Here is a 24131-nt window from a genome sequence, read left to right as displayed (position 1 = left end):
GCTTCAGCGGCCGACGGCCTTGCGCAACTGCTGCTTGTTCATCGAAGAGCGGCCTTCGACGTTCTTCTTCCTCGCCTCTTCGTAGAGCTGGTCCCTCGTCGGCCCCCGCGCGCCGCTGTGCGAGCGCTCGCCGCCACGCTGGGAGGCGGACTTCGGGTCCCGGACCGAGACCTTGCCGGGCGACTTGGCCTCACCGGAGCGTGCCCGCTCCTTGTTCACGGTGCGCGCGGCGATCTCCTCGGCCAGCCCCTCCGGCGTGCCCCGCTTCTCCGCGCTCGCCTTGACGTGCTCGTACTGGCGCTCACGCTTGCGGCTGGATCCTGCCGGCATGACGTTCCTCCTCATCGATGCGTGCTCTGCTCGCGCGCCTGCCCGGATTCCGGCGCATCTCACACCCTCCGTCGGGGAGCGCACCACGGCAATCGGAGAGCCACCCACCGGGCACGGGCGGTCGGCCCGACGCCCGGCGCCTGCTGAGCCCGTGTCCCGGCCGGCCGCAAGGGAAGCGCAGGTCGAGGCGCGCCGCTCGCCGGGCGGGCCTCCTCACGCGCGGCATTCGGACGAAGCACCGGTGCGTCAGCGGGGCAGCGCCTCGCCCCGTGGCCATAGTCGTCCGTGGCGATCGCCCGGACTTGTCCGTGGTGGCCGCCCAGTCGCCGGAGTCCGCATTGGAGCGCCCTCATGCTGAAGCCCACCGGAACCATCCTTGCTCGCGTCGAGTGAGCTGAGCAGCTCGATGCCGGGAGGAGATGATCGGTTGTGAACAACCGTAGGACGATGGAGGCCCTGCTCACGGAGCACGGCAGGACGTTCGCCGACGAGGCGGGCATCCGGCTGCGGGACACCCCCCAGCCCCTGTATCAGCTGCTGGTGCTCAGTCACCTCCTGAGCGCCCGGATCAGGGCGTCCGTCGCGGTGGCCGCCGCACATGCACTCTTCAAGCAGGGCCTGCGCACACCGCGCCACATGCTCGAAGCGACCTGGCAGCAACGCGTGGACGCTCTCGGGGAGGGCGGCTACCGCCGCTACGACGAGAAGACCGCCACCCAGCTCGCCGAGGGGGCCGAGCTGCTGCTCGATGCGTACGGCGGCGACCTGCGGCGCCTTCGCCGGTCGGCCGACGGCGACCTCGACGCGTTGCGGGACGGCCTTCGCCGGACACCTGGCATCGGTCCGGCGGGCGCGGACATCTTCCTGCGCGAGGCGCAGGACGTGTGGCCGGAGACAGCGCCCTACTTCGACAAGAAGGCACTGCAGGGCGCGGAGCAGCTGGGCCTTCCGGCCTCACCGGCGAAACTGGCAGAGCTGGCGAAGCAGGCGCGGCCGACCGGCCGTCATGACCCCGCTGCCCTCGCGGCGGCGCTGGTACGCGCGGCGCTGGACAAGAACGTCGTGGCGGACGTACAGGCACACGCCTGACCCCGGCGCCGGCGCCGACGTGGTGGTCAGGACGGAACGGGCCGGGCAGGGGCGCGATCCGGCGGGGGCTGTGATCCCGGAGCGCCGGACGCCGCCGGATGCGGAAAGCTTCGTACGGACTCACCATGGATTCATGGTTGATGTCATCACTCCTCCCGGCGAGACCCCGCCTGCCGAGGGCTGTATCGCCGAAGCCCACGAGGAACGCCCCGACGGCGGCATGTGGGAACACCCGCGCCTGTGGGCCGGGCTCATCCTGCTGGGCGCGCTTCTCTTCTCCGCCTTCTTCATCGCGCGCATCTTCTCGGCCTGAGCTGCCGTCGTCACACATCCGCGTCGGCGGGACCGCGCGGCCGGAGTTCGTCGGCCTCAGCGCGGTGCGGCCGGCCCGCCGCCCTCCCGCAGGAGCCGCTCAAGCCGGTCGAATCGCTCGTGCAGGGCCCTGACCTCGTCCGAGGCGTCCTCGCGCCCCGCGTACTCGGCGTGCTTGAGCGTCCCGCCCAGTACCCGCAGGCTGCGGGCTGCGCCGCCGACGAACCAGGTCGCGAGGGCCGCCGTCACGATCCCGAACAGGGCGATGCCGACGAACATCACCACGCAGGCGATGACACGCCCCCACGCCGTCACCGGATACATGTCTCCGTACCCGACCGTGGTCGCGGTCTCGATGGACCACCACACCGCGAGGGGAAAGGAGGTGATGGTGGCGCGCGGCGCCGACGCCTCCGCGCGCACGACCAGCCACGCCCCGCCGAGCAGCACGATCGCGGTGATCACCGCTGCCCACAGCGATGCCCGCACGTGGAGCCGGCGCTGCTGCGCGCTCAGCAGCCACCTCAGCAGGGTGGAGACGAAGACCGGCGGCATGGACGTACCCCGTTCGGGAAGGGCGAACATTCGTCACGAACGTACTCGCGGTCACCCGCGGCGTCCGGGACGGGCCGGAACGCGCGCGTCGCGCCGCCTCGACTGCTTCGGTCCGTACCGCAGACTTCCCCGCCGGCCGCCCCAACTCCCACTCGAAAGCATTCTGTTGGGGCAGGCGGACCGCAAGGAACAGCGGCGTTCAGCCGCGGGGGCCGCTGATCCGTTCGGGGCTGATCACATAGATCACCCGGACTTGGTCACGGCCGCCGAACCACGGGTAGGGCCCGCCGAGATACTTCTGCGCGAGCGCCTCGATGTGGTCGACCGCCCCCTCGGTGGTCACACGCACCACCCGGCCGCGGATCTGGACGTACGAGGCCGGCTCCGACGGGTCGGAGACCGCGACGGCCACCCGCGGGTCGCGTGCGATGTTCCGGGTCTTCTGATGCGACTCAACGCTGTTGATCAGGACGTGCTCGCCGTCGGTGTCGACCCATGTCTGGGTGAGCTGGGGCGAGCCGTCGGGCATCGTCGTGGCGATGTAGCAGGTGCTGGGGCCGCGCAGCAGCGCCACCACTTCCTCACCGAGGGGTACGGACACGGGAGTTCTCCAGAGGTCGGTTCGCCGGGGGTACTGGGGCAACGGTAGTCACGGCAGCCCATCCGGCTCTCCCCGCCCCGCGCAACCCGCCGACCACCGGCTCGTACGGAGTCGCCGGACCACCCGCAGTTATGGAATTCGTTGAACCATTCCCTTCACGCCACCGCCGGCTCCGCGAACAGGGCAGCCTCGAACGCGCCGACCTCGACGCCATCCTGGGCGCGGGCTTCATCTGCCACCTCGGAGTGACCGTGGACGGCACCCTGATGGTCGTGCCCACGGTCTACGGATCGGACGGCACCACGCTCTACTTCCACGGCTCCGTCGCCAGCCGCAGCCTGGCCGCGTCCCCGGAGACAGCCGTGTGCGTCACCGTGACCCACGTGGACGGACTGGTACTGGCCCGCTCGGTCTTCGAGCACGGCGTCAACTACCGCAGCGCCATGGTCTTCGGCATCCCCCGCTCCGTCACCGATCCCGACGAGAAGACCGAGGGCCTGCGCTGCCTCACCGAACAGGCCACCCCGGGCCAGTGGGACTACGCCCGCCGCCCGAACCGCAAGGAACTGGCCGCCACCGCCCTGCTCGCCCTCTCCCTGGACGAGGCATCGGTGAAGATCCGCACCGGCCCCCCGGACGACGGCGAGAGCCCCGACGCCGAACTGGGCGTATGGGCAGGCACGCTCCCTCTCCACACCACCTGGGGCACCCTCGAACCGGACCCCCTGCTCACCCCCGGCACCAACGCCCCACCCCACATCGCCGACCGCACCGGGACCTCCGCGACATAGCGGGCGGGCCCGCCCTCCGCGGCGTTCCACCACACGAATCCCTTCCGTAATCCCTTCCGCACCCCTGGCCCATACCGACCAGTCGGTACTACCCTCCCGACCATGCGCGGAGGCGCACGCACTCATCGGCAGGGAGGCCAGGATGACGGTTTCGTCACCGGCGGGGACAGCGCGGCCGGCGGGCCGGGCGTTCCCTTCAGCGTGGAGAGGTCTGGTCAACCGTCAGCTGGATCGCTACCCGGAGAGTCGTCGTCGCTATTGGTATCTGGCGATCGTGGTGCTCGCCACGGTCGTGCTGTACTACCAGCTCTACGTCCAGTACGCCGTGTCGACGGCCATCATCAGCCATTACCACATGACGTTCCAGTACTTCGTCTACATCTCGGTGGCCGCGAACGCGGTCGGGGCCTTCGCCTCCCTCGTTGCCGGGCTGGCCGACCGCTGGGGACGGGCGAACATCGCGGTGTACGGCCTGCTCCTGGTCGGCCTGCTCACCACGTTCGCCCTGCCGAACGCGCCCGGCAAGGTGAGCTATCTGGTCATCTACGCGTGCGTCGCACTCGTCGAAGGCATGATCCTGGTGGCCACCCCGGCCCTGATCCGCGACTTCTCGCCGCAGCTCGGCCGCGCCTCGGCCATGGGGTACTGGACGATGGGCCCGGTCGTCGGAAGTCTCGTGGTCACGGCGGTCACCGGACGCACCTTCACGGGCACCACCACCTGGCAGGCGGAGATCCGCTACGCGGGGGTCGCCGGACTGGTCGTGTTCGTGGCGGCGCTCCTCGGCCTGCGGGAACTCGCCCCGGCACTGCGCGGCCAGATCATGGTGAGCCTGCGCGACCGTGCGCTGGTCGAGGCCCGCGCCAAGGGGATCGACGCCGAGTCGGCCCTGCACGGACAGTGGCGCCAGATGCTCCGTGCCGACGTCCTCGGCTCGGCTCTCGCCGTCAGCCTCTACCTCCTGCTGTACTTCGCCGCGGTCGGCAACTTCGTCGTCTATTTCGCCACGAATTTCGGATACTCGGCGCAGCGTACGAACTCCCTGCTCAACTGGTACTGGGGGACGAACGCGGTCTTCCTGGTACTGGCCGGTCTCGTCTCCGACCGCCTGCGGGTGCGCAAGCCGTTCATGCTGATCGGCGCGCTCGGTTCGATCGGATTCACCCTCGCGTTCGTGCTGCACACCACCCAGCCCCACACGGGCTATTACACCTTCGCGTTCATCGTGGCAGGCATCGGTGCCACCAGCGGCGTCGCGTACTCACCGTGGATGGCGAGCTTCACCGAGACGGTCGAGCGGCACAACCCCGCGGCCATCGCGACCGGACTGGCCGTGTGGGGGTGGCTCATACGGATCACGGTCGCCGCCTCCGCGGCCTGCTTGCCGCTGGTCGTGAGCACCGTGACCCCGCTCATCGAACACGGCACGGAGGTCAGACAGGCCTCCGCGCAGGCTGCCCCCGCCCTGGCCATCACAAGGGCCCATCCGCAGCTCTTCGCGCAGCTCTCCTCCCATCCCCCGGGCAGGGCGCCCGCACCGCTGGTGGCGCGGGCGGTGAAGGAGGTCGGCGCGGGCGGCCTGCAGACCGTCCAGAGGGCCGCCCCGCAGTTGAAGATCCTCCGCGACCACGGTCCGGAGGTGCAGCAAGCAGCCGCACACAACGCGCACGAGTGGCAGACCTGGTGGTGGGTCTGCCTGGGAGGCCAAGTCCTCTTCCTGCCCTGCCTCTTCGTGATGACAGGCCGCTGGCGCCCGCGGGCCGCACGCCGCGACACGGAGGCCCATGAGCGCCTGGTGGCAGAGCAGCTCGCCGAGATGAAGGAGATCAGCACATGACGGAAGTGACCGGAGAAACCGGAGCGACCGCACAGGCGGGGACCGGCCTCCACCAGCTCAGCGCACTCGACCAGGCCGCCGCCGTACGCAGGGGCGAGGTCAGCCCCCTGGAACTCGTACAGCACCAACTGGCCCGTATCGAGGAGCTCAACGACCGCTACGGAGCCTTTCTCACCGTCACCGGCGACGAGGCCGTCGCGCAGGCCGCCGCGGTCCAGAAGGGACGGGGGAAGGAGGACACCTCACCGCTGTTCGGCGTACCGACGGCTGTCAAGGATCTGGTCGACACCGCCGGTGTGCGCACGACGTACGGCTCGCGGGCCTTCGCCGAGTCCGTCCCGGAGGTGGACGCCCACACGGTGACACGGTTGCGGGAGGCCGGCACGATCAGCTTGGGAAAGACCAACACCCCCGAATTCGGCTGCTGTTGCTATACCGACAACGACCTGGCGGGCCCGGCCCGCAACCCCTGGGACCCCGCACTGTCCGCCGGAGGCTCCAGCGGCGGGGCGGCGGTCGCTGTGGCACTCGGCATGGTGGCGGTCGCCCACGCCAGTGACGGCGGAGGATCGATCCGGATCCCGGCGAGCGCCTGCGGACTGTTCGGCATCAAGCCGTCCCGTGGCCGGGTGAGCGCCGGGCCGCGCGGCGCGGAGGTCAACGGCCTCGCTGTGCAGGGCCCGTTGGCCCGCACCGTACGGGATGCCGCAGCCATGCTGGACGTGCTGGCCGGGCCCATGCCGGGCGACCCGCACTGGGCGCCGCCGCTGCCGGCGGGCGAGACCTTCCTGGCCCACGCCGACCGCGGCCCCGGGCGACTGCGTATCGGCCGGTACGCGAAGCCCGCAGCCCTGGGCCTGGACGTCGGCCCCACCTGCCTGGCCGCCTGGGAGCACGCCTCGCGGCTCCTGGAGGAGCTCGGGCATGACGTAGAGGACGTCGCCACACCGTTCGGGCCCGGGCTCGGCGACTTCTTCGCCGCCGTATGGGGTGTGCAGTCACTGGGTTACACCGTGGAACCCGGGGCGGAGGAGTTGCTGCGCCCGGTGACCCGCGCCTGGCGCGAGTACGGGAGGGCGGTCACCGCTGAGCAGTTCGCCGCCGCGATCACCGGCATGCAGCGGGCCGCCCGAAGCGCCGTCGAGGCGACCGCCGGATACGACGTCGTCCTCACCCCGACGCTGGCGGCGCTGCCGCAGGCGGTGGAGTTCTTCGCCGAGACCGGCGACCCGCTCGTCAACCTGCGGCGTCAGAGCGCTTTCAGCGCGTTCACCAGCCCGTACAACATGACGGGCCAACCGGTCGTCAACGTACCGCTGTACTGGTCGCAGGGCGGGACGCCCGTCGGTGTCTCCCTGGTGGGGCGCCCGGCCGACGAGACCACGCTCATCTCACTCAGCGCCCAGCTGGAGGAGGCATGCCCCTGGAAGCACCGGTACGGAAGTCTCCTCTGAGGCGGAAAGGGCCTCACTGCGAACAGGGCTTCGGTCTCCGCGATGCGCCAACCGCACAAACCACCGAGGCAGTTGATGCCGGAGTGACCGCAGTGGCGCTTTGCACAACGCTGCCCCTCTGTTCACTCAACTGAGCTTCAGCGAGCCCCGGCGCTGTGACCTACTGGGTTTCGCTACGCGCGTTGCGCGCTCCCCCCACGACGTCAGGAGAGCCCCCGGTGAACCCCACACGCCGCCTCATGCCCGCTCTGACCGCAGGCGCCTTGGCCGCAGTATGTGCCCTTCTTCCCACTGCCGCCCACGCCGCAAGCAGCTACTCCCTGGTCGTCCTTCCGGACCAGAAGGAAGGCGCGATCTACGATTTCGTCAACTCGGCCAAGAAGTCGGTCGACGTGACGATCTACGAGTTGCGCGACACCACCCTCGTCGACGATCTGGTGAAGCAGCAGAAGGCCGGCGTGAAGGTACGGGTGGTCTTCGACTCCCAGCACGCGTCCATCGACGGGACCGCCTACAAGGCGCTGTCCGCCGCCGGCGCCGGAGTCACGTACTCGTCCTCGGCGTACGTCTACACCCACCAGAAGACGATCACCGTCGACGGCGCCAAGTCGTACATCAGCACCGGCAACTTCGACACCGAGTACTACTCGACCTCGCGTGACTACGGCGTATTCGACTCCGACAAGGCCGATGTCGCAGCGATCGAGAAGGTCTTCGACGCCGACTACGCGAAGACCTCCGTCACCCCGTCCGACGGTACCGACCTGGTCTGGTCGCCGACCGACTCACAGAGCCATCTGCTGGCCCTGGTCACGGGGGCGAAGAGCAGCCTTGACGTCCAGGAGGAGGAGTTCGGTGACTCCGCTCTGGTGAACGCGGTCGTGGCGGACGCGAAGCGTGGCGTCGCCGTTCGCGTGGTCGCGGAGAACCAGTCCTCGAAGTACAGCGAGGAACTGCAGAAGGTCACTGCCGCGGGAGGCAAGGTGACCACCTACACGAGTTCCACCGGCTTCTACATCCACGCCAAGGCGATCGTCGCCGACTACGGCACATCCGCCGCGAAGGTGTTTGCCGGCTCGGAGAACTTCTCCGACAACTCGCTCAACCACAACCGCGAACTCGGTCTCATTGTCAGCGACTCCGCAGTCATCAGCGGCATCGAGAAGGCGTTCGACGCCGACTTCCGGAAGACCTCCGGCACGGTCTGACGGCATCAGGCTCCCGGGCACGGCTGCTCCGCACCCCGGCGGTTGTACGAGGTATCAGTCCTGGGCGAGCATGCCCGCCCGGAGGCCGGTCAGGGTGCGGTTCAGGAGCCGTGAGACATGCATCTGGGAGACACCGAGTTCCGCACCGATCTGGGACTGGGTCATCTCCTGGGCGAAGCGCATGCGCAGGATCTCGCGCTCGCGGTCGTCGAGGGTGCCCAGGAGCGGGGCGAGCGTCTGGAAGTCCTCGACGAGTTCCATGGCCGGATCACAGCTGCCGACGGTGTCGGCGTACGTGCGGTTCGTCGGGGCCGGACCTTCGTCGCTGTCCTGCGACATGTCGAGGGAACCGGCGGTATAGCCGTTCGAGGCGATGATCCCCTCGATGACCTCGTCCTCGCTCAGGTCCAGGTGTGCGGCCAGTTCGGCCACGGTGGCCTGCCGGTCCAGGGCCAGGAAGAGGGATTCCTGCGCTTTGGCCAGACTGATGCGCAGCTCCTGGAGCCGGCGCGGGACGTGGACGGCCCAGCTGGTGTCCCGGAAGAACCGCTTGATTTCGCCGACGATGTAGGGGATCGCGAACGTGGTGAACTCGACCTCGCGAGAGAGCTCGAAACGGTCGATCGCCTTGATCAGGCCGATCGTGCCGACCTGGACGATGTCCTCCATGTCGCCGCTGCCCCGGTTGCGGTAACGGCTCGCGGCGTACCGGACCAGCGACAGGTTCATCTCGATGAGCGTGTTCCGGGCGTACTGGTACTCGTGAGTGCCCTCTTCCAGAACCTGCAACTGATCGAAGAACAAACTGCTCAGAGCCCTCGCGTCCTTCGGCGCGATCTTCTTCGCATCCTCGATCCGCGGGAGTTCACCCGCCTGGGCATCCCGCGACGTCGTGTCACCGCCGGGCCCGGTGGTTCTGGCTGGGGCGGCGGGCGCGGACATCGACACGACAATCACTCCCTGATCATGGACGGCTTATCTGCCTCCTGCCCGCCGAGCGTCACCCCATGCTTCCGGATCCGGCGGTGTCCGAAAGGAGAGCTACGTCACGGAGGAGTTACGTCCGTTGGCGGCAGCGCCCGTTCACAGGCGGGCGTGCGTGAAGCCTCGCAGGCGGGCGCGTCCGAGTGCTTGTCGACCTTTCCGAACTTTCCATCGGTGGCCTCGACCTTGCACCCCGTCAGGTCGGTGCCCGCGGTGCGGCCGGTGGTCGGCTGGTAGCCCCAGATGCTGTCACTCATCCAACGGCTCCCTCATTGAAATACTGCCCCTCCCCCTCCCTGGAGCGCCGCTCCCTACCGCCGTCGCACTCAGTACGCGGGTGCGGTAGGAAGTCCGTTGTGAACGACCAGACTCAGCCACCGACCGTTCGTGTGTTCATCGCCCTCGCCCCGCCCGATCACGCGAAAGAAGAACTGGCCCGGGAGCTGCGCCCGGCCTACGGCACACACCCTCACATGCGGTGGAATCGCATGGAGGACTGGCACATCACCCTGGCGTTCCTCGGTGAGCTGCCGGCCGCGACGGTTCCGCTCCTGCGGCCGCCACTGGCCCGCCTCGCAGCCGGCCACCGACCGCCCTGTCTGGCGCTGCGCGGCAGCGGAAGCTTCGACGAACGCGTGCTGTGGAGCGGAATCGACGGAGACCTCGATGAGCTGCACATGCTCGCCGCCGATGTGCGTACCGCTGTCAGACACTGCGGGGTGACTTTCGAGGACCGTCCGCTGCGGCCCCATCTGACGTTGGCTCGTGCCCGCCGGGGGGATCGGTCGTCAGCAGGAGAAATCGCCGAAGGGTTCGCCGAATTCACCGGCCGCCGATGGCCAGCCGAACGACTGCACCTGGTCGGCAGCAACGACGGCCGTGGCCGCGGGCCGATCCGCTACCGCGACATCGAAGCGTGGGCCCTCGGCAGCGGGAACACCATGGAATCCTGAACGGACCAACGGCGTCTGGGGAGAGGTGATCGCCCCGTTGTGCCGCAGTACGTGCGCGACTCGTCCTGTGCGAGAGAGCGGGCGCGCCACCGATGCGGCCCGCGCCGTGAGCACGGTCGTGGAAGCCGCCCGCAGCGAGGTCGAGCAGTTCCTCGACGGCGGCTCGGCCTGCGCCCCGGGCGGCTGACTCAGCTCTCGCACCGCGCGGCCACCGGCGGCCCTCGCCCCAGCGGGCCGAGCGTGTCCACCCCGATGCGGCACCTGGGGCTCCGGGCCGTTCGGAGTCCGCGTGGCGAGACGCCCATTGACCAGGCAGTCGATTCATCGCTACGTTCTGCGCCATGTTGCGTACAGCTCTGCTCACCACGCGCGGTCACATCGACCTGCTGCGGGTGGCTTCCGCCGCGTGTTGTCGCGGCTGCTGACGCCCTTTCAGTTCTCACGCGAACCCCTGTAGCCCCTACGGCTCAGCCGGCATCGCGTCCCTTCCCCGCCATCACCACAGGCGTGCCGCCCGCCGCGGCCTCCCTCTCGCCTGCCTGATGCGTGTGCCGCCCTGCCCTCCTTCGTGGGCCGGGGCAGCTGCACCTCCCCCGTCGAGGAGACCTCCATGACCGTCGACCACGCTCCGCCCGACATATCCGTCACATCACCATCCGTAGTGCCCTTCGAGCTGGAGACCGTCACTCCCGTCAGCGGCCGCGGAGGCGGATTGCGTTCCGTTCCCCGATGGCTGCGCCGCACCATCGGTCCCCTGCTGCTCCTCGTCCTGTGGCAGGTGCTCAGCGCCACCGGTGTCCTGCACCCCGACATCCTGGCCTCGCCCGGGACCATCGCCCGTGCGGGACGGGATCTGATCGCCGACGGCACACTGCCCTCCGCGATGGGCATCTCGCTGCAGCGGGTCGCTGTGGGTCTGTTGCTCGGCGGGGTGGTGGGCACCGGACTCGCGCTGGTCTCCGGGCTCTCCCGGCTCGGTGAGGACCTGGTCGACGCGAGCGTGCAGATGCTGCGCACTGTGCCGTGGGTCGGCCTGATCCCTCTCTTCATCATCTGGCTGGGTATCGGTGAGGCGCCCAAGGTGGCACTCATCGCCCTCGGTGTCGCCTTCCACCTGTACCTCAACGTGTACGCCGGAATCCGCGGCGTCGACGAACAGCTCATCGAGGCCGGCGAGTCGCTGGGGCTCGGCCGGTGGGGGCTGATCCGCCATGTGATCCTGCCGGGCGCGCTGCCCGGCGCGATGACCGGACTGCGCTACTCGCTGGCCACCGCCTGGCTGGCCCTGGTCTTCGGGGAGTCCATCAACGCCGACGCCGGCATCGGCTTCCTGATGAACCAGGCGCGCGAGTTCTTCCGTACCGACGTGATCGTCGTCTGCCTCGTCGTCTACGCCTTCCTCGGCCTGGTGGCCGACGTCATCGTCCGCACTCTGGAAAGGCTGCTGCTGCAATGGCGACCGACGTTCAAGGGACAGTGACCACGGCAGCGGTACGGGTCGAGGGGCTGACCCGTTCCTTCGACGGCCGCCCGGTCATCGACCGGCTCGACCTCACCCTGCGCCCGGGAGAGTTCACCGCGCTGCTCGGACGCAGCGGATGCGGCAAGTCGACCCTGCTCCGCGTACTGGCCGGGCTCGACCGGGAGATCGAGGGGACCGTCCTCGTTCCGAAGAAGCGGGCGGTGGCCTTCCAGGCTCCGCGGCTGATGCCGTGGAAAAGAGTCTGGCGCAACGTGCTGCTCGGCCTGGAGGGGCACCCCGAACGGGCCGTCGCAGAAAACGCGCTGGAAGAGGTGGGACTGGCGCACCGCTCGGGCGCCTGGCCCAAGACGCTTTCCGGCGGAGAGGCCCAGCGTGCCTCGCTCGCCAGGGCGCTGGTGCGCGAGCCCGATCTCCTGCTGCTCGACGAACCGTTCGGGGCGCTCGACGCACTGACCCGGATCAAGGCCCAGCAGCTGGTGGCGGAGTTGTGGCAACGGCGTGGTTGCGCCGTGCTGCTGGTCACGCACGACGTGGACGAGGCGCTGCTCCTCGCCGACCGCGCACTGGTCATGCGTGACGGAGTCATCGCCTACGAGACCCCCGTCGATCTGGACCGCCCCCGCTCAGTGGGAGACCCCCGGTTCGCCGGGCTGCGTTCCCGGCTGCTCACGGAGCTGGGCGTCGACGAGCCCGCCCCCGCCGTCTGAAGAACCGACCCGGGCCCCTCGTACCACCGGGGCCCGCACCCATCCGGAAGAGAGACACACGTCCATGCGACGCCCATACCTGCCCGCGCTCGTCCTCCCCCTGTCCCTGCTGCTGGCCGCGTGCGGCGGCGCGACCTCCGCGAATACCGGGGGTGCGCCGGGCGACGGCACCGACGGATCAGGCAGCCTCACCCTCAATGTCGGGGATCAGAAGGGTGGCAGTGAGGCCGTTCTGCGGGCCGCCGGAGAACTCGACCACCTCAAGTACAAGATCAAATGGTCGACGTTCACATCCGGTCCCCCGCTGCTGGAGGCCGTGAACGCCAAGGCGGTCGACATCGGTGCCGTCGGCAACACCCCGCCGGTCTTCGCCGCGGGGTCGAACTCGAAGATCTCTGTCGTGGCCGCCTCCCACGGATCCTCGGCGGGTGAGGCGATCGTCGTCCCCGGGAACTCACCGCTGAAGTCCGTCGCCGCGCTCAAGGGCAAGTCGGTCGCCGTGGCGCAGGGCAGCTCGGCCCACTTCCAGCTGCTCGCCTCGCTCAAGCAGGCGGGTCTGAAGATGAGCGACGTGAAGGTGAAGTATCTGCAGCCGGCCGACGCGCTCGCGGCCTTCAGCCGCGGCAAGGTCGACGCCTGGGCGGTCTGGGACCCGTACACCTCGCAGGTGCTCAAGACCGCTCACGGGCGCATCCTGACCACCGGCCAGGGTGTGGTCAACGGGCTCTCCTTCCAGGTGGCCTCGCCCTCGGCGCTCAAGGACAAGCGCAAGTCCGCGGCGGTCTCCGACTACCTCACCCGCCTCAACCGGGCACAGTCGTGGGTCTTCAAGCACCCCGAGGCATGGGCGAAGGTCTGGGCGAAGGAGACCGGACTGCCGTACGGCGTGGCACTCGCCGCGGTGAAGCGCACCAACGGGACGCGGGTACCCGTCGCCGTGGACGACGCGGCCATCGCCTCCGAGCAGAAGATCGCCGACGCCTTCGCCGGACTGAAGCTGATCCCCCGCCGCTTCTCGTTCAAGGACTACGTCGACCGGCGCTTCAACGGCACCCTTCCCCCCTCCACCACAGCGCCTCTCTCCTACGCGAAGGGTTCCTCCTCATGAGCGTCCACCTGAACTGGTTCCTCCCCACCGGCGGGGACGGCCGCACTCTGGTCGACCGGCACGCCTACACCGACGGGGGCATCAAGCGTGACCGCATCACCCCGGTCAGCGGTGTGCGCGCGCCCGACATCGAGTACCTGGCGCAGATCGCCAAGGCCGCGGAACAGCTGGGTTTCGAGGCCGTGCTCACTCCGACGGGCACCTGGTGCGAGGACGCCTGGCTGACGACCGTGGCGCTCGCGCAGCACACCGAGCGGCTGAAGTTCCTGGTGGCGTTCCGGCCCGGCGTCATCTCCCCGGTACTGGCGGCCCAGATGGCGGCGACGTACCAGCGGATCACCCGGGGGCGGCTGCTGCTCAACGTGGTGACAGGGGGTGACTCCACCGAGCAGAAGCGCTTCGGTGACCATCTGGACCATGACCGCCGCTACGAGCGGACCGCCGAATTCCTCTCGGTCGTGCGTGGTGCGTGGAGCGGGAAGCCGTACGACTTCGACGGCAAGCACTACCAGGTCGAGGGCGGGCTGACCGCGCTGCCACCGGACCCGCTGCCGGAGATCTTCTTCGGCGGTTCGTCCCCGGCAGCGGGCCCCGTCGCCGCCGAGCACGCGGACGTGTACCTCACCTGGGGCGAACCTCCGGCCCAGGTGAAGCAGAAGATCGACTGGATCCGTTCACTGGCCGAGGAACGCGGACGCACCGTGCGGTTCGGTATCCGGCTGCACACCATCTCCCGGGACTCCGCACGCGAGGCGTGGGCGACCGCGGACCGGCTGCTCGACGACCTCGGCCCGGAGACGGTCGCCGCTGCCCAACAGGCCCTGGGCAAGAGCGAGTCGGTGGGCCAGCAGCGCATGCTCGCACTGCACGGCGGATCGCGCGACAAGCTGGAGATCTCCCCGAATCTGTGGGCGGGCGTCGGGCTCGTGCGCGGTGGTGCGGGTACCGCACTGGTGGGCAGTCACGCCGATGTCGCGGACCGGATCGAGGAGTACCACGCGCTCGGCATCGAGCACTTCGTGTTCTCCGGCTACCCGCATCTGGAGGAGGCGTACTGGTTCGGTGAGGGCGTGCGGCCCGAGCTGGCGTCCCGTGGTCTGCTGCCGGAGCTGGCGGCCACCGGCGCGCCGGTCCAGTTCGCGGGTGGTCGCTGACCGGGAGCGACGGCAGGACCCGCCGCGTGGCTGAATCGGTGCCCCGGTCGATGCCGGGGCACCGTGCCCGGAGGCGGTCAGGTCAGAGGTGCGGCGGCGCCCGACCGGGCAGGCGCCCGGTCGGTCTGCCGGCCGGGTCTCCCGGATCATCACGCAGTTCCGCAGCGGGTGGTGCCGCAGTCAGCCCGCCTTCGGCGGCTTCAGCGCGTCGAAGGCGAAGAGAGAGTTCTTGGCCGCGGCCACGACCACCGCACGCCCCACGACGGTCACGCGCGGGCTTGCGCCCTGCTCGCCCGTCAAACCGTCGGCCTGCGGATCTGTGGTCCACAGGGGCTTGCCGTCGTACGGCGACAGCGCGACCACCCGGCCGGTGGCCGAGCTGAAATACAGCGCGCCGGCTCCGCTCACGGGTCCCGACGCGCCCTCCACGCTTGTCTGCCGCGCCCACCGCTGCCGGCCGGTCCCGGGGTCGAGCGCCGTGACGAGACCGGTCTGCCCGCTCACGTAGAGGGTGCCGTCCGCCATGCCGGGCGTCCCCGCGTACGTCCTGGCCAGCCGGGAGTACGTCACCTTCCGTGAGGCCGGGTCGACCCGCGCCACCCCGTCGTAACCGGCCAGCGCCGGTCCCTCCATGTGCTCCTGAAGGAGTACGAGCCTGCCGTCGGCGACGCCCATCGGCACGGCGGGGCCGTTGACCGCGATGGGCCTGCCCAGGGTCCCCGAGGCGCGGTCGACCGGGTAGAGGGTGGGGTGGCTCACCTCCAGGGCATTCACCTCCGCATTCGTCGCGCACATCGCGAAGAGCCGTGGGCCCACCCCGACGGGAGCACACTGCGTGCCCGCGGGGAACGGCGTCGTCCAGGTGACGTTGCCACTGTGCGCCTCCCGGGCCTCGAAGCGGGAGTTGGAAGCATTGACCGTCACGACGGCGGAGCCGGCCACCAGGGCGTCCTGGCTCCGGCCCGTGACGGCCTGCGACTGGCCGCCGGACGGCGCGGACCACAGCTCCCGGCCGTTGTTCGCGTCGATGGCCACCACCTCGCGGGGAGAGGCCTGCGGATCGTTCTGGGCGGCGAAGCGGTAACCGAGCACCGTGTCGTCGGTGGCTCCGACCAGGTGCATGCCCTCGACAGGGACGCCCGGACTGTTCGCCGTCCACACCCGCGAGCCGTCCCGGGCCCTGATACGGGTCGCTACCACACCGCCGCCCCCGCAGAACAGCGCGTCGTCGCGCGCGACGCAACGCAGCTCGTCGGGGATGTCCTTACGACCGCCCAGCACAGTCTTGCGCCACGGCTCGAACCCGTCCGGAAGTGGAAGTGCGGCTCCCGGCACCGCGACGCTGTGGTCCTTGTGGCCGCCGCTGCTCCCCCCGAAGCCGCCCGCCTTCAGCGCGGTGGCTCCCCCGCCGATCGCCGCCACCGCGACCGCGGCCGCGACCACGGGCCGCCACCGGCGACGCAGACGGCGGGCGATGGGGACGCCGGTGCTCCCCGTGTCGGGACCGGCCGGGGCAGTGGTCGGGGCAGTGAGCGGGTCGGTCGGCGGGACGGTCGGCGCCGGGGTGGCCGGCGTCGCGAAGTGGTGCTGGGTGATCATGTCGCGGGTGCGTCCCGCGCCGGCCCCGTTCGTGTCGGTCCCGCCGAGGTCGGCAGGCAGGTCCCGCAGCAGCACGAGGAGTTCGTCCGCCGAGGGGCGCCCCTCCGGCTCCTTGGCCAGGCACGACTCGACGACCGCACGCAGAGTCACCGGAACGACACCCAGTGACGGCTCCTCGTGCACCACCTGATAGGCCGTCATGTACGGGCTGTCCGCGTCGAAGGGCCCGTGGCCCGTGGACGCGTACACCAGCAGGGTCCCCAGCGAGAAGACATCGGACCGCGGCCCCACACCACGCGGCGCCTGCAACTGCTCCGGCGACATGAAGGGCGGCGTACCGATGACCCGCCCCGTCATCGTCAGCGTCTGCTGGTCGACGGCGCGCGAAATGCCGAAGTCGATGACGCGCGGACCCTCGGGCGAGAGCACGACGTTCGAGGGCTTCAGGTCACGGTGGACGACCCCCACCCGGTGGATGTCGCGCAGCGCCTCCGCCAGCCCGATGGCGAGCTTCCGCAGCTCCGCTCCGTTCAGCGGGCCCTCGGTGGCGATGCGCTGGGCGAGCGTGTGCCCCTCGATGTAGGCCGTCGCCATCCACGGCTGGTCGGCCTCAGGGGCGGCGTCGACCACGGCGGCGGTGAACGCGCCGCTCACCCGCCTCGCCGCCGCCACCTCCTGCCGGAAGCGGATGCGGAACTCGTCGTCCGCCGCGAACTGCTGGTGGATCAGTTTGATCGCGACAGGCCGCCCCGAACTCGTACGGGCCAGGAAGACCGTGCCCATGCCACCCGAACCGAGCCGCGCCTCAAGCGGATAACCGCCGATCTCCGCTGGATCGCCTCCGCGCAGCGACACTCTTCCCGACCTCTCGTCCCCCGTGCACCTCTGCCACCACGGGCCTGCGTACCTGTCCTGGAGACAAACTAGCCGCAGGGCAGTGCGTCAGAGCAAAGCGGGTGGCGGACAAGGAGCCCACGACTGCTCCCGTGGCGCACCCGACGGCCGGTATCGCTGGTGTGCGCAGCCGCCACACTCCGCCGGGGCGGCGGATCCGCCCTGTCCTCAGAAGCGCACCGGCAGGCCGAGCAGCCCGCGGGAGCGCATGGACGGGCGCCACCGCAGTACGTCCGGAGCGACGTCGAGGGCCAGGTCCGGGAAACGGTCGAGGAGCGCGGCGAGAGCGACCTCGGTCTCCATCCGGGCCAGCGGTGCGCCGAGGCAGTAGTGGATGCCGTGACCGAGGGCGAGATGACCGGCGGCGTCACGGCCGATGTCGAGCCGGTCCGGCTCGGTGAAGCGATGCGGGTCGCGGTGCGCGGCGGCCAGGGACAACAGGACGGTCTCACCGGCCGGGATGCCGACCCCTCCGATGGTGATGTCCTCGGTGGGGAAGCGCCGGATGGCCAGGGGCACGGGACCGTCGTAGCGGGCCAGTTCCTCGACCGCGCCGCCCAGCCGTCCGGGATCGGCGCGGACCGCGCTCAGCTGGTCGGGATGGCTGAGCAGGGCCAGGGTGGAGTTGCCGATCAGGTGCACGGTGTTCTCGTACCCGGCGACCAGGATCAGGAAGGCCAGCGACATGAGCTCGTCCTCGCTCAGCCGGTCCGCGTCGTCGCGTACGGCGATCAGGGACGAGAGCAGGTCGTCTGCGGGTGAAGCGTGCTTGTCGGCGATGAGCCGGGTGAAGAAGGCCAGCATGCTGCGGACGGATTCCTTCGCCCGGTGCGGTTGCGCCGGGTCCGGGGCGACCAGGGCGTCGGTCCAGGAACGGAAGTCATGGCGATCGTGCGGAGCCACACCGAGCAGGTCACAGATCACGGTGATCGGCAGCGGTGCGGCGTACGAGGCGATCAGGTCGGCGTGACCGTACGGTTCGATGGCGTCGAGCAGTGAGTCGGCGGTTTCCCTGATGGGTCCGCGCAGGCGGGCGATGTGGCGCGGGGTGAACGCCCGGGACACCAGGCGCCGGATGCGGGTGTGGTCCGGCGGGTCCATGTTCAGCAGGTTCGCGTCCAGCGCCGGCGGCAGCGCGAGCCCGTGGTAGCCGCCGGGCGCCGCATTGCGCTTGTCGAGAGAGAGCCGGGGATCGGCGAGGGCCTGGCGTACGTCGTCGTAGCGCGTGACCACCCAGGCCGGAAGCCCGTCCGTTCCGGTGATGCGGTGGACGGGCCCGGCCTCGCGAAGGCGGGAGTACGCCGAGTACGGGTCCGCGACCAGCTCTGCCGGATCAACGAAGGGGGACTGACTGGGCGTTGTGGTGACCATGGACTCCACCCTAATGAGGGGGGCCCGGCGAAGAGGCCGAATGATACGGAGGGGGCGCGGCCCGGTAGCCGGGCCGCGCCCCCTGACGGCCTCACGCACGGCCCGGGCGATGGATCGGCCCCCCGCCACGGCTCAGCGGTGCCCCGTCGCCGCCCCGGAGGACCGCGACGATCTCGGCGCCGATGGAGACAGCCGTCTCCTCCGGTGTGCGGCCGCCGGTGTCCAGGCCGATGGGGGAGCACAGCCGTGCAAGCTCGCTCTCCCCCACCCCGGCCTCCCGAAGTTTGCGGAGCCGGTCCTCATGGGTGCGGCGCGAGCCCATCGCACCGACGTAGGCGACCGGCAGCCGCAGGGCGACCTCCAGCAGCGGCACGTCGAACTTGGAGTCGTGCGTGAGCACGCACAGCACGGTCCGCTCGTCCGTGACGGTGTCGCGCAGATAGCGGTCCGGCCACTCCACCACCACCTCGTCCGCCTCGGGGAACCGGGCCGGTGTCGCGAAGACACCGCGAGCGTCGCAGAGGGTCACGTGGAAGCCGAGCAGTTTGCCCACCCGCACCAGCGCCCCCGCGAAGTCCACCGCTCCGAACACGATCATCCGCGCGGGCGGCACGCTGGACTCGACGAACAGGGTGACGTCGCCGCCGCACCGAGCCGAACTCTCCGGCACCACACACTCCCCGGTCCGCCCGAGGTCGAGCAGTGCCCGGGCCTGCGCGGCGAGCCCGGAGTCGTCCACCGAGCCGAGCGCCCCCTCATCCGACCCGTCGGGCCGCACCATCAACACCGCTCCACTATCGACGAGTTCGGCGGGGCCGTCGAGGATCCGGGCCAGCGCCACCGGCTCGCCGCGCACCGCGGCAGCCAGCGCCCTCTCCACCGTCGTACGGGACGGCGCGTCCGCGCGGACCGGAACGACGTGCACCTCCACCGTCCCGCCGCAGGTGAGCCCGACGGCGAACGCGTCGTCGTCGCTGTACCCGAACCGCTCGCGGCGTACCACCCCGTCGCGCAGTGCCTCGACGCACAGCTCGTACACGGCGCCCTCGACGCACCCGCCGGAGACCGAGCCGATGACCTGCCCCGAGGCGTCCACGGCGAGGGCCGAGCCGGGCGGACGGGGCGCGCTGCCGGTCACCGAGACGACGGTGGCGACCGCGAAGTCCCTTCCCTGCCCGGCCCATTGGCTCAGGTCGGCGGCGATATCAAGCATGCCGCTCGTCTCTGTGCGCCTCGGCGAGGATCACCCGGTCGGGCCGGAGCGGCAGATCGCGGTGGCGCACTCCGGTGGCGTGCCATACGGCGTTGGTGATGGCGGCGGCCGTGCCGACGATGCCGATCTCGCCGACGCCCTTGATGCCGACGGGGTCGTCCGGGTCGGGGTCGTCGACCCAGTCGGCCTCGATGGCCGGCACGTCTGCGTTCGCGGCGAAGTGGTAGCCCGCGAAGTCCGCGCCGATGTGGCCGCCGGACGCCTGGTCACGCACCGCCTCCTCGTGCAGCGCCATGGACAGCCCCCAGGTCATGCCGCCCACCAACTGGCTGCGCGCCGTCAGGGGGTTGATTATCCGGCCGGCCGCGAAGACCCCGAGCAGCCGCCGTACCCGCACCTCCCCGGTGGTCACGTCGACGGCGACCTCGGCGAACTGCGCGCCGAACGAGTACCGCTCCTTCTGGGCGAGCGCCGCGATGAGTGCGGCGGTGTCGGTGCGGGCCGTGAGACCGTCCTCCGGGATCTCCCCGCCGGCCAGGACAAGCCGCTCGCGCAGCTCGCGCGCCGCGGACATGACGGCCCAGCCCCAGGACCGGGTGCCCATCGAGCCGCCCGCCACCCAGGCCGCCCCGAAGTCGCTGTCGGCGATGCGGACGTGGACCCGCCCGGGCGTCACGTCGAGCGCGTCGGCGGCGATGAGGGTCAGGGCTGTCCGTGCGCCGGTACCGACGTCGGCGGCGGTGATCCGGACGGTGAAGGTGCCGCCGGGCTCCGCGGTGACCGAGGCCGTCGAAGCGGCCGCGCCCGCCTGGAACGTGGAGGCGGCGACACCGGTGCCCAGGAGCCAGCGGCCCTCGCGGCGTATGCGCGGACGGGGGTCACGTGCGGCCCAGTCGAACCGCCGGGCGCCCTCCTCGAAGCAGGAGAGCAGGTTGCGGCTGCTGAACGGCAGCCCGGAGAGCGGGCCGACCGCCGGCTCGTTGCGGGCGCGCAGTGCGATCGGGTCCATGCCGAGCCGCTCGGCGAGCTCGTCGAGCGCCGACTCCACCGCGAACGAACCCGGGGCCTCGCCGGGGGCCCGCATCCAGGTGGGTGTGCCCACATCGACGGGCACGACACGGTTGACGGTGTGGTGCGCGACGGCGTCGTACATGGTGCGTCCGTAGGAGGCGCTGCCCTCGACGAACTCCCGCAGGTTCGAGGTGAGCGACTGGTTCTCGTGGGCGAAGGCGCGCAGCCGCCCGTCCTCGTCGGCTCCGAGCCGCACCCGCTGAGTGGTGGGGCTGCGGTATCCGGTGATCGCGAACACCTGACGTCGCGTCAGGGCCACCCGGACCGGACGCTGCAGCTCCGTCGCGGCCATCACGGCGGCGACGTGGTGCGAGCGCAGCCCCTTGGAGCCGAAGGCGCCGCCGACATGCTCGGAGCGTACGTGCACGGCGGACAGGTCGAGCGAGAACAGATGGGCGAGGTCGTCGGCGATCCACTTGCTGCCCTGGTTGGAGTCGTGGACCTCCAGCCGCCCGCCGTTCCAGCGCACCGTCACGGCATGGGGCTCCATGGCGCAGTGGTGCTGCTCGGGCGTCGTGTACCTGGCGTCCAGTACCACGGTGGACGCGGCGAGTTCGGCATCCAGGTCGCCCTTCGTGCTCTCCGCGTCCTGCGGTGTGTAGACGCCGTCCTTGTCCGCGTGGAAGCCGACGTCGTGCGGCTCCTCGTCGTACTCGACGACGAGCGCCTCGGCGGCCTCGCGCGCCTGCTCGGACGTCTCGGCGACGACCAGCGCGACGGGCCACCCGGCGTGCGGGATCCGGTCGTGCTGGAAGACCTCGACGATCGGGTCGGGGCGGCCGAGCGCCCCGACGACGTCGTCCCTCACACGTGGCGCGGCGCGGTGGTGCAGGACGGTGAGCACGCCGGGCATGGCGCGTACCGCGTCTTCGTCGATCGAGCGGATCCGGCCTCGGGCCACGGTCGACAGCACCAGCCAGCCGTGGGCGAGTTCGGTGAAGGGGACCTCGCTCGCGTAGCGGGCGGCGCCGGTGACCTTGTCGAGGCCCTCGATGCGGGTGTGGGAGACGCCGACCGCGTCCGGCTTCGCCGTGACGGGCGCTGTGGGCGCTGTGCTCGGTGTGGTCATCGGGTCGCCTCCTGCTCCAGCTCCGTGAGGAGTGCCACGACCAGATTGCGCATCAGTGGCACCTTGTACGCGTTGTGCGGCAGCGCGGAGGCCTCCGCCAGCTCGGCGTCGGCCGCGTCGGCGAACGAGGTGCCGTCCGCGGGCCTGCCCAGCAGTTCCCGTTCGGCGGCCCGGGCCCGCCACGGCCGCGACGCGACCGCGCCGAAGGCGATCCGCACATCGCGCACGACCCCGTCGCGGACATCCAGCGCGGCGGCCACCGATCCGATGGCGAAGGCGTACGAGGCCCGCTCGCGCACCTTGCGGTAGCGGGAGTGAGCGGCGACCGGCGCGGGCGGCAGGGTGACGGCGGTGATGAGCGCGCCGGCGGGCAGCGCGGTCTCCAGGTGTGGCGTGTCGCCGACCGGGCGGTAGAAGTCGCCGAGTGCCAGCTCCCCCGTACCGTCCGCGGTTTCGTACTCCACCACGGCGTCGAAGGCGGTGAGCGCGACGCCCATGTCGGACGGGTGCACGGCCACGCAGTGCTCACTCGCGCCGAGGATCGCGGCGTTGCGGTGCTCGCCCCGGACGGCGGGACATCCGCTGCCCGGCACGCGCTTGTTGCAGGGCTTGCTCACGTCGGTGAAGTAGCCGCAGCGGGTGCGCTGCAGCAGGTTCCCGCCGACGGTGGCCATGTTGCGCAGCTGGCCGGACGCCCCGGCCAGCACGGCCTGGGCCAGCGCCGGGTAGCGGCGGCGCACTTCGGGGTGCGCGGCGAGATCGCTGTTGGTGACGGTCGCCCCGATCCGCAGGCCGCCGGCGCTCGTCCGCTCGACCCGGTCGAGGGGCAGGGCCCGTACGTCGACGAGGCGTGCGGGCCGCTCGATGCCGGCCTTCATCAGGTCGACGAGGTTCGTACCGCCGCCGAGGTACCGCGCCTCGGGGTCGGCGCCGAGCACCGCCACGGCGCCCGGCACGTCGTGCGCCCGCTCGTATGCGAACTCCCTCACGCCACCTGCTCCTTCACTCCGTCGGCCGGCTGAGCGGCCGCCTGCGCGACGGCCCGCACGATCGACACGTAGGCGCCGCACCGGCACAGGTTCCCGCTCATCCGTTCTCTGATCTCCTCCGGCGTCAGCGGGGGCGGCCCGGCCTCCGGCCGCACGTCCTCGGTCACGGCGCTCGGCCAGCCGGCCGCGTGCTCCTCCAGAACGGCGACGGCCGAACAGATCTGTCCGGGGGTGCAGTAGCCGCACTGGTAGCCGTCCAGTTCGACGAACGCCTGCTGGACGGGGTGCAGCCCGCCCGTGAGGCGTTCGTCCGCGATGCCCTCGATGGTGGTGATGTCGCGACCCTCCGCGGCGACCGCGAACTGCAGGCAGGAAACGGTCCTGCGCCCGTCGACCAGCACGGTGCAGGCTCCGCACTGCCCCTGGTCGCAGCCCTTCTTCGTGCCGGTCAGATCGAGCCGCTCGCGCAGGGCGTCGAGCAGTGTGGTGCGGTGATCGACGGGCAGGGTGTACTTCTCTCCATTGATGTGCAGCGTGACGGTACTGGAGGCGGGTATGCCCGCTGGGGCCATGAGGGGGCCTTCTTTCGGGTTCCTGTGTGCGGGAAGAATCAGCGCTGTATGCAGGAGGAGCGCCGGGACCATGGCCGCCGCTACGGTGGTCCATGCGAAACGGACAACTGTCCACTCCGAGTTTCCGACCGTAGTGGACAACTGTCCGCCCAGCAAGGATCATTCCCGGCCGCTTTCGGAGGAGGACTGATGCGACACCCCAACAGGCAGGCGGCGCTGCGCTCGGACGCGCAGCGCAACCGTGAGCGCATCCTTGCGGTGGCCCTGGCCGAGCTGACGCACTCGGCGGACACACCACTGAGCGCGATCGCGCGGAAAGCGGGTGTCGGGCAGGGCACGTTCTACCGGAATTTCCCCAGCCGGGAAGCACTGGTCCTGGAGGTGTACCGGTACGAGGTGGAGCACGTCGCTGAGGCGGCCGGGCAGTTGCTGTGCACCCGGCCGCCCCGTGAGGCGCTGCGCGAGTGGATGGACCGGCTCGCGCAGTACGCGATGGCCAAGGCGGGTCTGGCCGAGGCACTGCGCGAGGCGACGGCCGCCCGCGGCGCCATGAAGAGCCTCGCGCACGGTCCGCTGACGGAAGCGGTCACGCTGCTGCTCGCGGCGAATGAGAGGGCGGGCACGATCCGCCCCGGCGTGACCTCGGACGACTTCATGCTGGCGATAGCGGGCCTGTGGATGATCGACCCGCACGGTGACTGGCAGGCCCGCGCCGGCAGGCTGCTGGACCTGGTGATGGACGGGCTGCGAACGGGGGCGCCGGAGGCGTCTGCGTGAGCATTCCGAC

Annotated in this window: 23 protein-coding genes and 1 pseudogene; 13 read left to right on the top strand and 11 right to left on the bottom strand. The window is 70.7% G+C overall.

Annotated features, from left to right (window positions below):
• Nucleotides 1-3: 3 nt before the first annotated feature.
• Nucleotides 4-330 (bottom strand): plasmid stabilization protein, encoded by a 327-nt coding sequence (locus OG285_RS33560; RefSeq protein ID WP_356832152.1) that lies wholly within the window; start codon nucleotides 328-330, stop codon nucleotides 4-6.
• A gap of 447 nt (nucleotides 331-777) precedes the next feature.
• On the opposite strand from OG285_RS33560, the gene OG285_RS33555 reads away from it, so the two are divergent.
• Nucleotides 778-1419 (top strand): endonuclease, encoded by a 642-nt coding sequence (locus tag OG285_RS33555; protein ID WP_371793665.1) that lies wholly within the window; start codon nucleotides 778-780, stop codon nucleotides 1417-1419.
• 133 nt (nucleotides 1420-1552) lie between these two features.
• Nucleotides 1553-1732 carry a DUF6480 family protein gene (locus tag OG285_RS33550; protein ID WP_356832154.1) on the top strand — a complete coding sequence of 60 codons (180 nt, stop codon included), beginning with the start codon at nucleotides 1553-1555 and terminating at the stop codon, nucleotides 1730-1732.
• A gap of 56 nt (nucleotides 1733-1788) precedes the next feature.
• Here OG285_RS33550 and OG285_RS33545 read toward each other — a convergent pair whose 3' ends face one another.
• Entirely contained in the window at nucleotides 1789-2286 is a 498-nt protein-coding gene (locus OG285_RS33545; RefSeq protein WP_356832484.1) for an ion channel, read from the bottom strand.
• Nucleotides 2287-2485: 199 nt separating this feature from the next.
• The gene (locus OG285_RS33540; RefSeq protein WP_356832156.1) at nucleotides 2486-2887 is read right to left on the bottom strand and encodes a PPOX class F420-dependent oxidoreductase; all 402 of its coding nucleotides are present in this window, start codon (nucleotides 2885-2887) and stop codon (nucleotides 2486-2488) included.
• A 131-nt stretch (nucleotides 2888-3018) separates the two neighbouring features.
• Between OG285_RS33540 and OG285_RS33535 the strand changes: the two genes are divergently transcribed.
• The 4 genes from OG285_RS33535 to OG285_RS33520 all read left to right on the top strand — a co-directional run bounded on the left by OG285_RS33535 (nucleotide 3019) and on the right by OG285_RS33520 (nucleotide 8177).
• The gene (locus tag OG285_RS33535) at nucleotides 3019-3678 is read left to right on the top strand and encodes a pyridoxamine 5'-phosphate oxidase family protein (protein ID WP_356832158.1); all 660 of its coding nucleotides are present in this window, start codon (nucleotides 3019-3021) and stop codon (nucleotides 3676-3678) included.
• Between the two features lie 274 nt (nucleotides 3679-3952).
• Nucleotides 3953-5515: an MFS transporter gene (locus tag OG285_RS33530; RefSeq protein WP_371793193.1), complete on the top strand. Its 1563-nt coding sequence runs from the start codon at nucleotides 3953-3955 to the stop codon at nucleotides 5513-5515.
• Nucleotides 5512-6969, top strand: a complete 1458-nt coding sequence (locus OG285_RS33525) for an amidase (protein ID WP_371793192.1) — start codon at nucleotides 5512-5514, stop codon at nucleotides 6967-6969. The genes OG285_RS33530 and OG285_RS33525 overlap by 4 nt, the downstream gene beginning before the upstream one ends.
• 218 nt (nucleotides 6970-7187) lie before the next feature.
• On the top strand, nucleotides 7188-8177 hold the full coding sequence (locus OG285_RS33520; RefSeq protein ID WP_356832164.1) for a phospholipase D-like domain-containing protein: 990 nt from the start codon (nucleotides 7188-7190) through the stop codon (nucleotides 8175-8177).
• A 54-nt stretch (nucleotides 8178-8231) separates the two neighbouring features.
• On the opposite strand, the gene OG285_RS33515 is transcribed toward OG285_RS33520, so the two are convergent.
• Both OG285_RS33515 and OG285_RS33510 read right to left on the bottom strand, forming a co-directional pair.
• Nucleotides 8232-9119: an RNA polymerase sigma factor SigF gene (locus OG285_RS33515; protein WP_356832486.1), complete on the bottom strand. Its 888-nt coding sequence runs from the start codon at nucleotides 9117-9119 to the stop codon at nucleotides 8232-8234.
• A 179-nt stretch (nucleotides 9120-9298) separates the two neighbouring features.
• Nucleotides 9299-9418 (bottom strand): annotated as a pseudogene (locus OG285_RS33510) (PRC-barrel domain containing protein); the annotation flags it as partial.
• A gap of 99 nt (nucleotides 9419-9517) precedes the next feature.
• On the opposite strand from OG285_RS33510, the gene thpR reads away from it, so the two are divergent.
• The 6 genes from thpR (at nucleotide 9518) to OG285_RS33480 (ending at nucleotide 14566) form a co-directional block, all read left to right on the top strand.
• Nucleotides 9518-10114 (top strand): RNA 2',3'-cyclic phosphodiesterase, encoded by a 597-nt coding sequence (thpR, locus tag OG285_RS33505; RefSeq protein ID WP_356832166.1) that lies wholly within the window; start codon nucleotides 9518-9520, stop codon nucleotides 10112-10114.
• 341 nt (nucleotides 10115-10455) lie between these two features.
• Complete coding sequence (locus tag OG285_RS33500; RefSeq protein ID WP_356832488.1) at nucleotides 10456-10539, top strand: putative leader peptide; 84 nt, start codon at nucleotides 10456-10458, stop codon at nucleotides 10537-10539.
• Nucleotides 10540-10724: 185 nt separating this feature from the next.
• Nucleotides 10725-11594, top strand: coding sequence for an ABC transporter permease (locus OG285_RS33495; protein WP_356832168.1), 870 nt, complete (start codon nucleotides 10725-10727; stop codon nucleotides 11592-11594).
• Nucleotides 11567-12304, top strand: a complete 738-nt coding sequence (locus OG285_RS33490) for an ABC transporter ATP-binding protein (protein WP_356832170.1) — start codon at nucleotides 11567-11569, stop codon at nucleotides 12302-12304. Before OG285_RS33495 ends, OG285_RS33490 begins: the two co-directional genes overlap by 28 nt.
• Nucleotides 12305-12368: 64 nt before the next feature.
• Nucleotides 12369-13412 (top strand): ABC transporter substrate-binding protein, encoded by a 1044-nt coding sequence (locus tag OG285_RS33485; protein WP_371793191.1) that lies wholly within the window; start codon nucleotides 12369-12371, stop codon nucleotides 13410-13412.
• Nucleotides 13409-14566, top strand: a complete 1158-nt coding sequence (locus OG285_RS33480; RefSeq protein WP_371793190.1) for an LLM class flavin-dependent oxidoreductase — start codon at nucleotides 13409-13411, stop codon at nucleotides 14564-14566. The genes OG285_RS33485 and OG285_RS33480 overlap by 4 nt, the downstream gene beginning before the upstream one ends.
• 180 nt (nucleotides 14567-14746) lie before the next feature.
• Here the strand turns inward: OG285_RS33480 and OG285_RS33475 are convergent, their stop codons facing one another.
• The 6 genes from OG285_RS33475 to OG285_RS33450 form a co-directional block, all read right to left on the bottom strand.
• Nucleotides 14747-17020, bottom strand: coding sequence for a PQQ-binding-like beta-propeller repeat protein (locus OG285_RS33475; protein WP_371793189.1), 2274 nt, complete (start codon nucleotides 17018-17020; stop codon nucleotides 14747-14749).
• A gap of 207 nt (nucleotides 17021-17227) precedes the next feature.
• Nucleotides 17228-18430: a cytochrome P450 gene (locus OG285_RS33470; RefSeq protein WP_371793188.1), complete on the bottom strand. Its 1203-nt coding sequence runs from the start codon at nucleotides 18428-18430 to the stop codon at nucleotides 17228-17230.
• A gap of 91 nt (nucleotides 18431-18521) precedes the next feature.
• Nucleotides 18522-19643 carry an XdhC family protein gene (locus OG285_RS33465; protein WP_371793187.1) on the bottom strand — a complete coding sequence of 374 codons (1122 nt, stop codon included), beginning with the start codon at nucleotides 19641-19643 and terminating at the stop codon, nucleotides 18522-18524.
• On the bottom strand, nucleotides 19636-21783 hold the full coding sequence (locus tag OG285_RS33460) for a xanthine dehydrogenase family protein molybdopterin-binding subunit (RefSeq protein ID WP_371793186.1): 2148 nt from the start codon (nucleotides 21781-21783) through the stop codon (nucleotides 19636-19638). The genes OG285_RS33465 and OG285_RS33460 overlap by 8 nt, the downstream gene beginning before the upstream one ends.
• Nucleotides 21780-22772 carry a xanthine dehydrogenase family protein subunit M gene (locus tag OG285_RS33455; RefSeq protein ID WP_356832184.1) on the bottom strand — a complete coding sequence of 331 codons (993 nt, stop codon included), beginning with the start codon at nucleotides 22770-22772 and terminating at the stop codon, nucleotides 21780-21782. Before OG285_RS33455 ends, OG285_RS33460 begins: the two co-directional genes overlap by 4 nt.
• A complete protein-coding gene (locus OG285_RS33450) occupies nucleotides 22769-23344 on the bottom strand; it encodes a 2Fe-2S iron-sulfur cluster-binding protein (protein ID WP_356832186.1) in 576 nt (191 codons plus the stop codon). Before OG285_RS33450 ends, OG285_RS33455 begins: the two co-directional genes overlap by 4 nt.
• A gap of 189 nt (nucleotides 23345-23533) precedes the next feature.
• Here OG285_RS33450 and OG285_RS33445 point away from each other — a divergent pair, with 189 nt between their 5' ends.
• Nucleotides 23534-24121, top strand: coding sequence for a helix-turn-helix domain-containing protein (locus tag OG285_RS33445; protein WP_356832188.1), 588 nt, complete (start codon nucleotides 23534-23536; stop codon nucleotides 24119-24121).
• Nucleotides 24122-24131: the final 10 nt, after the last annotated feature.

The sequence above is a fragment of the Streptomyces sp. NBC_01471 genome (genome assembly GCF_041438865.1).
Classification (GTDB): Bacteria; Actinomycetota; Actinomycetes; order Streptomycetales; family Streptomycetaceae; genus Streptomyces.
This window is presented reverse-complemented; position numbering and strand designations above follow the sequence as displayed.